Origin of the sequence: Conchiformibius kuhniae DSM 17694 (assembly GCF_000428785.1) — a bacterium.
Taxonomy (GTDB): domain Bacteria; phylum Pseudomonadota; class Gammaproteobacteria; order Burkholderiales; family Neisseriaceae; genus Conchiformibius; species Conchiformibius kuhniae.
Genome location: NZ_AUAP01000037.1, coordinates 1 through 11,542 on the forward strand (window position 1 = coordinate 1; position 11,542 = coordinate 11,542).

Here is an 11,542-nt window from a genome sequence, read left to right on the forward strand (position 1 = left end):
ACTCGCCGGCAGAGAAGCAAGCTCCTCCCCGCTGCCGTCCGACTTGCATGTGTAAAGCATGCCGCCAGCGTTCAATCTGAGCCAGGATCAAACTCTTATGTTCAATCTGACTAATTTATTCTGGTCTGCTCAAAAGAAAGACGAAATCAAACGGGAAACAAGTCCCATTCGTCTGTCTGTCTTGGCAGTGCGGGAATACACCCGCACTTATCGGTAATCTGTTTGTTAAAGAGCAAAAAACAAAAAATCAAAACATAAAAAATTCACTACCGCAACAAGAAACTTCTGCGCCGCAGCAGCGAAAAACCGAACTATACGCACATGAACAAACTTTGTCAAAGGGTTTGGCGGGAAATTTGGGAGAAAATGGTATAGTTATTGTTTTTATTGGGTATTTTGTTTGTAAAAAATGTTTGGTTTGTTGCCAAACGTGCTTTATCTTCACCGCCAGAGCAATGTTTCAACCCTACAGAGCTGCACATAAAGCACAGCCCTATGCCTTGCCCTGATTCGGACGGGCTTGCGCCCCGACCAAATAAAAAAGCCATTTTACTGCCCTAAACGGCGGGGTTTCAAACCGAAAAGGAATTTTGATGAATGTGGGGTTTTCACCAATGTTTTTTCGCCTTGCTTTGGCACACCAAGCATTTTTTATGTATGCATATAAATATTTTTATTGAATTTTATCCATGAAAATCAATTGTTCTTTACTGTTTTTCTCCAGCCGCCGCCATATTGTCCGCCCGTTTGTCGTTTTGGTATATTCGCATTTGCCGCAAACGGTTCTTTCCAAACGGGGGCAATACGTTATATAGTGTTTTTTATTTTGGTTTGAAGGATAAAATGATGCAGACTGCTTTTTCTTTGCGTTTTTGGGCCGTATTCGCGGCTTTGGCGGTATCGGCTTGTTCGCCTTCGGAAGAAAAGGTGCAATCTTCAAAGGAAGATATCGAGCTTTTGCAACAGGCACAGGCAATTTTCCGCCCTTTGCCTGATTTTGAGGAGGCAAAAAAAGCCCACCCGCACGCGTTTAACAATGCCCAAATCAAATTGGGACAGCAATTGTGGTACGACACGCGTTTGTCGCTCGGCAACGATATCAGTTGCAATACCTGCCACGCTTTGACCACGCACGGTGTGGACAACAAGCCGACCAGCCCCGGACACAATGGTGCGGAAGGGGTACGCAATTCGCCCACTGTGTTGAATGCTTTTTTGTTGGAAACGCAGTTTTGGGACGGACGCGCACCCAATGTTGAGGAGCAGGCAAAAATGCCGATTGTCAATCCGATTGAGATGGCCATGCCCGACCATGCGGCTGTGGAGCAAAAAATCGCAGCCATTCCCGGTTATGCGGAACAGTTTAAAAATCTGTATGCGGACAAGGGCGGGCAGGTGAGCATCGACAATATTGCCCACGCCATCGGTGCGTTCGAGCGCACGCTGCTGACGCCGAGCCGTTGGGACGATTATCTAAAAGGCAATATGTCTGCTTTAAACGAGCAGGAAAAACGGGGGGTGAAGGCGTTTATCAATAATGGTTGCGTGGCTTGCCACTCGGGGGTCAATTTGGGCGGCGATGCATTTCACAAATTCGGTTTGGTCAAAGGCCCTTATTGGAAGCTGATTAACAGTAAAAACCGTGATGAGGGTGTGTTTGAGGTTACCAAAAAGGAGGAAGACCGTTTTGTGTTCCGTGTGCCCGGTTTGCGCAATGTTGCCAAAACCGCGCCTTATTTTCACAACGGCAGTGTCGATAATTTGCCGCAAGCGGTGGCGGTGATGGGTGAGGCGCAATTGGGGAAAACCTTGAGCAAGGAAGACATTGACGATATTGTGGCGTTTTTGAACACGACCACCGGTGAAGTGCCGAAAGCGGCATTGACGATACCCGCACTGCCTTAAGGCGCGTTATTATTTAAATTTTTCTACTGAAAATCAGTATGGTAGAAAAATTCCGTCATTCCCGCGCAGGCGGGAATCCACTGCCCGATGTTTGGCAAACGATGTTTTATCACGGTTATTGTGCTTGGACTTGGATTCCCGCCTGCGCGGGAATGACGACAGCGTTTATATTCCGTTGATTTTCAATGAAATAATTTAAATGATGACACGCCCTAAAGTAGGTCATCATTTGACTTTTCAATGAAATATAAAAATCGCCGTCATTTCCACGCGGGAATGGCGGCGCTGTGATTTGCCGTTTCCCGTGCTTGCCAAAACAGCATATTATCCGAACACAATCGGACAATATGCTGTTTTCTTGCTTGTCTGTTTGAAGGGGAATCAGCAGTATGCGCGGCAAGCCACTTGCCCAATCAAGATGTTGTGTCAAGCAGAAGGGCGAAAAAGGCGCAGAATTATTTGGTTACATCAACAATGCTGCGGGCGGCACGGCGGGCATCGAGCAAAATCAAGCCCAGTTTTGCCGATTCGCGTGCGGTCAGGCACAAGACGTTGGTGCCGCCCGCCTGAATCAGCAGGGTGTAGCCGAGTTTGCCTTTGACGATGACCTGCTCCAATTCGCCGCAGGAAAGCTCTTGTGCGGTGCGGTTGCCCAATGCCAACAGGGCGGCAGACATCGCACCGATGCGGTCGGCATCAATATTGCGCGGCAGCATGTGCGCGATGGGCAAACCGTCTGTGGAAATCACCGCCGATGCGGTAATGTCTGCCGATGAGCTGTTCAAATCACTCAATATGGAAGTTAAAAGTTGTGCATGCATTTTGTTTTCCAATCAATTTCTGTTAAGCACCGACAGCCAGCCCCGCCGCGCCCTGACGGGTACGGTACAAAACATGTACCAAAGACACGAATGCGTCTTTGTGCAATTGCGGCGTGCCGCCCGTTACCAGAATAAAACGGGACTTGTCGATGTAAATCGGGAAAAACGTCAATTCGCTTTGACCGTTCGGGTCGCACAAGCCCCATGCGCTTTGATAAATGTTCAGGTTGTTTTTAATCAACAGGGCATGACGCTCGGACAGGCGGATGGCCTCGCTTGCCAATACGGCAACTTCTTCGGCGGCTTCGTGGTTGAAGCCGGCATTGGCAAAATAAAAACCGTCTTGGTCAATCAACAGGGCTTTTTGGTTGTCCGACATCAGGGGCAGCAGTTTGCCCAACACGGTTTCGTTAATCACCGGCACTTTGGCGGGCGTGTCGTCGCCGTAGATAAATTCCAAACGCTGCATGCGGTACAGCAGGCTCAAAGCGGCTTCCATATCGGTGGTTTGCGCCCATTGCAGCAAACGCTCCGGCGTCATCGGCGTGCCGCCCGCTTTCAAAATATTCGCCAACAGGGTGCGGCTGGCGCTCTCGCTTTTGTTTGTAACAGCGTAAAACGCACCGGCGGGCGTGATGTGCGGATACAAATTGGCCTGTAAAGACAAAGTAGAATTAGAATCCATTATTATACCTCTAAACCGGGGTCGATTTGAAACAGCATGGCTGTTACCAATTGTTTAACGTCTTCCTCGTTACGCGCGTCCACCTCAAACACGGGCGCGACCATATTGTGCTGCGCCAAATACTTCTGGTACACGTCGATGCCGGGAACGGCACGGATGTCCATTTTGGTTACGCCAATCACCACCGGCGCGGTTTTGAGCAAATCCGAGAAAGAATCCAAGAAAAACTTCAAGTCTTTGAGCGGATTGGCGCGGGTGTTGTCCAGCAGCAAAACCAGCCCCATGCTGCCGTGGCTCAAAATATCCCACATAAAATCAAAACGCTCCTGACCGGGCGTGCCGTACAGATGCACTTTTGTGTTTTCATCGAGCTGAATCAGACCGTAGTCCATCGCCACGGTGGTGTAGCCTTTGCGGACGGCGGTCATGTCCGATGCGTTGGCATCGGTCTGAATCGGCGGCTCGTCCGACAAGGCGGCAATCGCCGTGGTTTTTCCCACACCGACAGGGCCCGTAAACACAATCTTATTTTCTACCAACATAATTCCGATGCCTTCATTTATTTACTGAGTAATCGCTTCATCAAACGGCTGAGCAATCCGCCGCCGACTTTCTTCGGCGCGTCCGCTTCTTCCGTCCTGTCGCCGTCGTCGTGCGCCGCACCTGCGGCGGCGGGCGCGGGACGGCGCGTTGCCTTGGGCATGGCTGCCGCAGCAGCCGTATCGGCTGCGGCCGCACCCTGCTGGCTCACCGCCAAATAATCGGTAAGGTAGGTTGCCGCAATATAATTCAGAATATCCGCCATATCCAAAGGCATCATCTTGTACAGCATGTTCAGGCTGACCGATGTTTTGGTCAAAAATGCCGACAAGCGCATCGATTCGGGCAAGGGCGCAAGACGGGTGAGATTCGGCCACTGCTTCAAACGGCACACACTCGCGGGCGTAAGCGGATACACCAAGCGCCCGTTTGCCGTCCACACCGCCACCTGCCACATGCACGACACCACAGTCGCATTGGCGCGCTCCTGAATCTGGCTGCCTTCGGAAATGATTTTCACCTTAATATCGGGCTGTTCCTGACGGCATAAACTCTCCAGCAGCTTGGAATCGGGCACCCACACGCGCTGGATTGCCGGAAACACCGCCAACACGGGTTTTTCGTTGAACACGATGACCGTGTCTTTATTTTGCTTCAACAACTCCCTGAATCTGCCCAATAAACCGCGACGCGGGTCAAAACGCGGAATCCGCATTTCCGCCGCACGCTCCGGCTGGGCGGGCTTGGACGGCGCGACCGGCTGAGCCTGCTGACCGTTGGCTGCAGCCGCACCGCCCTGCTGCCCGTTTGCCAAATTGCCCACCCACACGCCGTTGCCCTGCAACAGATTGCGCAGGCTCAAAAACAGCGTGTCAAACTTAATCGGCTTGGACAAATACGGTGCGGTAATCATCGGCGGGCGTTTGGAAAAGAACACCACCACGCTTTTCGGATAATCGGTTTTGGCCTTTTGCCACACCGCCGCGCCCATCGGGCCGTCCCCATCGACAATCACCATTTCCGGGCGTTCGCTGCTGTCGGTACCAATCACCTGATAAGTGGTGGTACTGTGCATTTTAAACGCCATTTTAAACATCGCCTGTTGCCGTTCGTCCATTGCCACAAACAACAACTTGACGGTTTTTACTTGCGGGATATTGTTATTCATACTCAACGTCCGAATGCACCTTGGTTGTTAAAACGTTGCAGCAACTGGCTCATTGCCAGCACCACTTCCTCAGGCAAGGTTTGAACCTTGGTACGCAAATCTTGAACCAGTTTGCCCAAGCGTCCCCATTCTTCGGCACGCTCGTACAGGTCAAACAGCGTAATGTACAGTTGCGCCTCTTGCGGATATTCGCGAATCGCCGATTCGAGCAAGTCCATCGATTGGTCGAGCTGACCGTAGGTAAGCAGAAATTCGGCTTCTTTGAGTACGCGCTCGGCGGGGGTTTTCGGCTCGTTTTCCACGTCCACCACTTCATTGACGAGGCTTTTGTGCCGCCCTTTTTTCGCCGCCGCACTCGCTTCGATAAAGCCGTTGCGGATGCCGATTTCGCGCAGAACCGCCGTGTTGCCCGCGTGGGTTTCCAGCAAGCCGAAAATCGGGTGTTCGCCCATGCTGTAGCCCAAGCCGAGCATGCGCTCTTTCACCTGACGTCCGCCGTTGCCTAAGCTGTAGTAAAGATTCCACAAATGCTCGATGAAGCTGCGCAGGTTTTTGGCTTTGTAGTCCATCGTCAGGGCGTCAATCAGCAGCGCGGCGGGTTTGGACGAGGCGCGGATGGCTTTGTTGAGATGGCGGTTGGCAACATCGTATTTGAGCATGCCTTTGAGCAGTTTCATGCTCTGCTCGGGCTGCATGAATGCCAGCACCGTGCCTTTTTCTTCGTCATCAACCTTGCCCAAAGGCGCGTTGCCCACCACCAGCTCTTTGCGGGCGGCTTTGGCGGCGGCAGCCTGTGCCGCTTCCGCTTCTGCCTGTTTGTTGGGCAGACCCAGTTGCGGAAACTGCGGGCGCTCGGGCGCGGCGTTTTGTCCGTCTTCGGTTTGTTCGCCGATTTCGGCGGCGGTTTTTTTCACCGACCAGCCCAAACGCGATTCCGCCAATACGCGCAAGCCCAGATGGTTGGCGTCCAGCGCCAAGCCCTGTTTGACGTATTCGGTCAGCGCGGGTTTGTCGAACAGCTCCTGATATTGGGTCAGCGCATCGGAAAACTCATCGGTTTTTTTGGCTTCCAGCCACAAGCCCAGCAGCTCTTCGACCAGATTTTTGTCGCCCGCTTTTTCGGGGTGGTTTTTCAGGTAAGCTGCCAGCGACTCCGCCGCTTTGTCCACATAACCGAATTGTTTGTACACGTTAAATTCGGTAAGCGGATCCACGTCTTGAACGGAAACTTTGGTGTCGTCCACCACCGTGCCGGCGGCGGGCGTGCTGCCCCAGTCCCATTCTTCGCCTTCGGCTTCTTCGGTTTCCAACACCGCATCATCATCGGCTTGCGCGGGCGTTTCCTCTTTGGCTTGGGCTTTTTCGGCACGCGCAGGCTGCTTGGGCGCATCGGCGGATTTTTTTGCTGCCGCCGCTTTGTTGGCGGCGGCGGGTTTTCGGCCTTCCGCCGCACCGCCCTGCTGCCTGTTGCGCCCCGCGTTCTGCCGTCCGGCACCCCGCTCTTCGCGGCTTGTGCTTTCCTGTCCGCCTTTCTGTTTTTTGACGACGACCAGCACGACCGCGACAATCACGCCCACCACTACGGCAGCACCAATCCCCAGCACTAAAGCGTCCATAAGCGCGGCTCCCGTATCCGTTTGACATCGATTCTCTGCTTCATAGCGACACTTTCACCCCAAATAAACAAAATTTCAGAAAAAATCCACAATAGCCGATATTCTATCACTTTTTTTTACATTGCGATGCTTCTGTGAAAATTTTTCGCCCGAACGGGCGTTTCTTTACATAAATACTCGGCTTTTTTTGCAAAGCCGTTCTTAAAAAAACACAATCTTGCCATAAATTTAAATCCGCACGCTGCCGTTTGCCGCCCTTTTGCCGCCGCCTGTTGCGAATGCTTGCCAAACGGACGGTTTTCTGTTTTAATATCGGTTTGGCCAGATAGCTCAGTCGGTAGAGCAACGGACTGAAAATCCGTGTGTCGGCAGTTCGATCCTGCCTCTGGCCACCATGATTGATTTTCTCCAAAAGCCCGATTTATCGGGCTTTTCGCTTATTTGATGTTTCGATTTTGACCATGCCACGCGAACGCATCCGCCGATTGTGCGACCAACTGAACCGTTATGCCCACGAATACCACACTTTGGACGCGCCCAGCGTGTCCGATGCCGAATACGACCGTTTGTGGCGCGAATTGCAACAATTGGAAACGGATTATCCGCAATACCGTTTGCCCGACAGCCCGACGGCGCGTGTCGGCGGCACGGTGCTGGCGGGTTTTGCAACGGTGCGCCATGCCGTGCCGATGTTGTCGCTGAACAACGCTTTTTCGCCGCAAAACGAAGCGGGCGCGTTCGACCATGCCGAAATGTACGCCTTTGACGAACGGGTGTGCAAGGATTTGGGCGTGGCGTGTGCCGAATACACGGTTGCGCCGAAGTTTGACGGCTTGGCGGTGAGCCTGCGTTACGAACACGGAGTGCTGGCACAAGCGGCAACGCGGGGCGACGGCGAAACGGGCGAAGACGTTACCCACACCATCCGCACGGTCAAAAACCTCCCCCTGAAGCTGCGCGGCACGGATTTGCCCGAATTGCTGGAAGTGCGCGGCGAAGTGTTGATGCTGAAAGCGGATTTTGCCGAACTGAACCGCAGCCAAAGCGAAAACGGTCAAAAAACCTTTGCCAATCCGCGCAATGCGGCGGCGGGAACTTTGCGCCAGTTGGATTCGGCGGTGGCGGCGCGGCGCAAGCTGCATTTTTTTGCCTACGCGCTTGCCCGCAACAGCAAGGGGGAAACGGCACGCAGCCACGCGCAACAGTTGGCGCACTTGCGCGACCGGGGCTTTGCGGTTGCCGATGGCGAATGGTCGGTGTGCGCGGGCATTGCCGAAGTTTTGGCGTTTTACGAGCAGATGTCGCGCAAACGGGCGCAATTGCCTTATGAAATAGACGGCATGGTGGTGAAGGTCAATGATTTGGCACAACAGGCGCAATTGGGCTTCGTGTCGCGCGCACCGCGCTGGGCAATCGCACACAAGTTTCCCGCCGAAGAAGCCTTAACGCAGGTGGAGGCGATTGACGTGCAGGTGGGGCGCACGGGGGTGCTGACGCCGGTGGCACGGCTCAAGCCCGTGTTTGTCGGCGGGGTGAACGTAACCAATGCGACTTTGCACAATCAGGACGAAGTGTCGCGCAAAGACGTGCGGACGGGCGATACGGTGGTGGTGCGGCGGGCGGGCGACGTGATTCCCGAAGTGGTGCGCGTGCTGCCCGAGCATCGTCCGATGCAGACGGATTTGTTCGGTGCGGGCGGCGAACCGCTTCACCCGCCCTTTGTGCTGCCGGCACAATGCCCCGTGTGCGGACACCGGACGGTGCGCGAAGACGGCGCGGCGGCGGTGCGCTGCACGGCGGGTTTACTGTGTCGGGCGCAACGGGCGCAGGGGCTGATTCACTTTGCTTCGCGCAAGGCGATGGACATCGCGGGCTTGGGGCAAAAGCAGATTGAGGCACTGGTCGGCGCGGACGTGCTGCGTGATTTCGCCGACATTTACACACTGGATTTGCCCGCTTTGCAAACCATCAAAGAGCGCGACAGCCAAGCGGTCAAATGGGCGCAAAACATTTTGGACGGCATCGCCGCTTCCGCCAAGCCCGCACTGGCGCGTTTGGTGTTTGCTTTGGGGATACGCCATGTGGGCGAAAGCACGGCAAAACAGTTGGCAAACGCTTTTGGCAGCTTGGAACGGCTGCGCCGTGCGCCCGAAGCGGTGTTGGCGTGCCTGCCCGACATCGGCGATGTGGTGGCACATTCGGTGGCGGCGTTTTTCCGCGACCCCGAGCAGTACCGTTTGCTCGACCGGCTGCTGCAAGCGGGCGTTGCGCCGCAAACGCAAGCCGTTACCCTGAACCTGCACGCGCTTGCCGCGCCCGCCAAATGGCTCGCCAAGCTGCCCGATGCCAAGCTCAGCGAAAAACGCGCCGCCGCGCTGCTGGCACTGGCCGGCAACGACCCCGCCAAGCTCGTGTGCGACCCCGCCCTGCCCGCCGATTGGCAGCAATGGCGCGACCGCAAGGGCAACACCGCCCTGTTGCGCGAAATCATCGAATTTATGGCAAGCCAACCCGCTACCGGCAACGATGACGCACCCGCCGCCGTGTCCGGCAAAACCTTCGTGCTGACCGGCACGCTGCCCACGCTCACCCGCGAACAGGCACAAAACCTGATTGAAGCGGCAGGCGGCAAAACCGCCGCGTCCGTTTCCAAAAAAACCGATTATGTCGTGGCGGGCGAAGCGGCGGGCAGCAAATTGGTCAAGGCGCAACAACTGGGCATCGCCGTATTGGACGAAACCGCCCTGCTTGCCCTGCTACAGGCAAACTGACGCGCTTTTGTCAAGCAAAACAGTAGTCATCGCCACAAGGATTGGCTATACTTCAGTATTTTGTTACCGCAGCACCGACCGCGCACGCCACTGCCGCAACGTGCAGATACCAAGCCTGTTGCAAGGCACAGCTCCACGTGCCGCCCCGATTCGGCAGGTCTGCGCCCCGCCCGAACACAAACCCGTTTTACCGCCGCAAACGGCGGGGTTTCAAACCGAAAAGGAATTTTGATGAAATACGCCCTTGCCCCCATATGCCTGCTGCTGCTTGCCGCCTGCGAAGACGGCGGTCAGCCCGCAGCCAAGCCCAACACGTCCGCCACCGCCCAGCCCGCCACCGCACACCAGCCGTTCAACCCCGAATGCAGCGAAGTGTTTACCGGCAACCACTCGATGGTGTACGACAAAGCCGATTTGACCATCGATGCGGGCAAATGCCGCGAATTTACCGTCATTGTCCGCAACATCGGCTATCTGCCCAAAAATGCGCGCGGACACAATTTTGTGATTTCCAAAGACACCGACCAAAACGGCATTTTGGCAGACGGCGTGGATTTGGGCGCGAAATCCGACTTTCTCAAACCCGGCGACCCGCGCATCATCGCCCACACCAAATTGGCAGGCGGCGGCGAAGAACAACACGTTACCTTCAAAACCAACAACTTCCGACCGGGCAACAACTATGTTTATTTCTGCTCGTTTTTGGGGCACCACAAAATGCGCGGCAAAGTAAACATCATTTACCCGAACATGCCTTCCTGAGCGCACCGTCATTTGTCGGGCAAACCACAGTACCGCCCGTGCGGGCATGGTGCTGTGGTTTGTCTGCGCCTGATGCCGTCATCAGCAATTGACAAGCCCCGTTGTTCAACCCAATTGGAAACCGAATCATGATGCCCAAACCGTTTTTGTACGCCGCCGCACTTGCCGCCGCCCTCCTGCTGGGCGGCTGCGAAGACGCCCCGCCCGCCGAAACCGCCGCCGCCCCCGCAGCCGAGCAGTCCAACTCCGCCCGCCCCGACCAAACCGACCGCCCCAACTTCGTGGTGCTGACCCTGCCCGCCTATCCGCCCTTTGCCACCCGCAACACATCCGGCGGCATGACGGGGCTGGACATCGACCTGCTCAACGCCATTGCCGAACGCGAAAACTTCACCCTCACCTTCCTGCCCCACCCCGCCAAAGGACTGTTTGACGTACTGGACAACGGTCAGGCCGACATCATCGCCTCGGGTCTGCACATCACCCCCGAGCGCAGCGAAAAATACGACTTTTCCAAACCCTATCTGGAATCATCGTGGGCAGTCTTGGTGGACGGCAGCAAACACAAACCCAAAAGCTTCGCCGAACTGCGCGGCAAACCCATTGCCGCCCAACAAAGCACCACCTCCGAAAGCCAGCTCAAAAGCCTGAACCTCACCGACAAAATCGTCCCCGTACAAACCATCTATCTGGGCAAAGCCCAAATGGAACAAGGCAATGCCGTTGCGGTTTACGATGTGGAAAGCGTATTGAAAACCTACGTCCAGCCCGGCGGCAAATACTACCTGCTGCCCGACGACAAATCCGCCAAAATCCAAACCGCCTTTGCCATCGTCAAAGGCAACACCATGCTGAAAACCAAAATCGACCGTGGTTTGGACAAAATCCATGCAGACGGCACCTATCAAAAAATCCTGCAACACTGGCAGCAAAACAACGGCAGCAACACCGACCTGCCCGCCGCTTCCGCCGCCGAAACACCCTAAAGCGCATCGTCAAGCCCCGTGCCGTCATACCCGCATTCGGGAATGACGGCGCGCCCATAATTCTCAATTAGAATCATTAAAATACCGTCATTCCCGCGAATGCGGGAATCCACTGTGCGATGACCTGCGGGCAAGGTTTTATCAAGCAAGCGCAGGTTGGGTTGAAACGAAGTGAAAACCCAACATTTTTCCGAAAATTTATGGATTTTGTTGGGTTTGCGCTTCGCTCCAACCCAACCTTGTATCTTTCCAACAGTGAAATAAAAGCGCATTATTTCACAAAACGGC

Annotated in this window: 12 protein-coding genes, 1 tRNA gene and 1 rRNA gene; 5 read left to right on the forward strand and 9 right to left on the reverse strand. The window is 54.8% G+C overall.

Annotated features, from left to right (window positions below; translation table 11 throughout):
- Together G392_RS0109045 and G392_RS13710 are read right to left on the reverse strand one after the other, a co-directional pair.
- A 16S ribosomal RNA gene (locus tag G392_RS0109045) occupies window positions 1-103 on the reverse strand; the annotation flags it as partial.
- A gap of 232 nt (window positions 104-335) precedes the next feature.
- Window positions 336-548 (reverse strand): hypothetical protein, encoded by a 213-nt coding sequence (locus G392_RS13710; RefSeq protein WP_156900878.1) that lies wholly within the window; start codon window positions 546-548, stop codon window positions 336-338.
- A 379-nt stretch (window positions 549-927) separates the two neighbouring features.
- On the opposite strand from G392_RS13710, the gene G392_RS12635 reads away from it, so the two are divergent.
- A complete protein-coding gene (locus G392_RS12635; RefSeq protein ID WP_376986107.1) occupies window positions 928-1,905 on the forward strand; it encodes a cytochrome-c peroxidase in 978 nt (325 codons plus the stop codon).
- Between the two features lie 455 nt (window positions 1,906-2,360).
- Here G392_RS12635 and G392_RS0109065 read toward each other — a convergent pair whose 3' ends face one another.
- The 6 genes from G392_RS0109065 to G392_RS13720 form a co-directional block, all read right to left on the reverse strand.
- The gene (locus tag G392_RS0109065; RefSeq protein WP_027009976.1) at window positions 2,361-2,726 is read right to left on the reverse strand and encodes a roadblock/LC7 domain-containing protein; all 366 of its coding nucleotides are present in this window, start codon (window positions 2,724-2,726) and stop codon (window positions 2,361-2,363) included.
- Window positions 2,727-2,748: 22 nt separating this feature from the next.
- Window positions 2,749-3,411 carry a hypothetical protein gene (locus G392_RS0109070; RefSeq protein ID WP_034334968.1) on the reverse strand — a complete coding sequence of 221 codons (663 nt, stop codon included), beginning with the start codon at window positions 3,409-3,411 and terminating at the stop codon, window positions 2,749-2,751.
- Between the two features lie 2 nt (window positions 3,412-3,413).
- A complete protein-coding gene (locus G392_RS0109075) occupies window positions 3,414-3,950 on the reverse strand; it encodes a GTP-binding protein (protein WP_027009978.1) in 537 nt (178 codons plus the stop codon).
- 20 nt (window positions 3,951-3,970) lie between these two features.
- Window positions 3,971-5,119: a hypothetical protein gene (locus G392_RS0109080; protein WP_027009979.1), complete on the reverse strand. Its 1,149-nt coding sequence runs from the start codon at window positions 5,117-5,119 to the stop codon at window positions 3,971-3,973.
- A 2-nt stretch (window positions 5,120-5,121) separates the two neighbouring features.
- Entirely contained in the window at window positions 5,122-6,735 is a 1,614-nt protein-coding gene (locus tag G392_RS12640) for a hypothetical protein (protein ID WP_245571957.1), read from the reverse strand.
- 106 nt (window positions 6,736-6,841) lie between these two features.
- Complete coding sequence (locus G392_RS13720; protein ID WP_156900880.1) at window positions 6,842-7,081, reverse strand: hypothetical protein; 240 nt, start codon at window positions 7,079-7,081, stop codon at window positions 6,842-6,844.
- On the opposite strand from G392_RS13720, the gene G392_RS0109090 reads away from it, so the two are divergent.
- The 4 genes from G392_RS0109090 to G392_RS12650 all read left to right on the forward strand — a co-directional run bounded on the left by G392_RS0109090 (window position 7,055) and on the right by G392_RS12650 (window position 11,254).
- A tRNA-Phe gene (locus G392_RS0109090) sits at window positions 7,055-7,130 on the forward strand. The genes G392_RS13720 and G392_RS0109090 overlap by 27 nt on opposite strands.
- Before the next feature lie 66 nt (window positions 7,131-7,196).
- Window positions 7,197-9,506 (forward strand): NAD-dependent DNA ligase LigA, encoded by a 2,310-nt coding sequence (ligA, locus tag G392_RS0109095; protein WP_034334972.1) that lies wholly within the window; start codon window positions 7,197-7,199, stop codon window positions 9,504-9,506.
- Window positions 9,507-9,737: 231 nt separating this feature from the next.
- Complete coding sequence (gene azu / locus G392_RS12645; RefSeq protein WP_051255667.1) at window positions 9,738-10,268, forward strand: azurin; 531 nt, start codon at window positions 9,738-9,740, stop codon at window positions 10,266-10,268.
- Between the two features lie 128 nt (window positions 10,269-10,396).
- The gene (locus tag G392_RS12650) at window positions 10,397-11,254 is read left to right on the forward strand and encodes a substrate-binding periplasmic protein (RefSeq protein ID WP_051255668.1); all 858 of its coding nucleotides are present in this window, start codon (window positions 10,397-10,399) and stop codon (window positions 11,252-11,254) included.
- Here G392_RS12650 and G392_RS13960 read toward each other — a convergent pair.
- Window positions 11,251-11,542, reverse strand: a 292-nt coding sequence (locus tag G392_RS13960; protein ID WP_027009981.1) for a hypothetical protein, incomplete at its 5' end; no start/stop codon positions are given. The genes G392_RS12650 and G392_RS13960 overlap by 4 nt on opposite strands.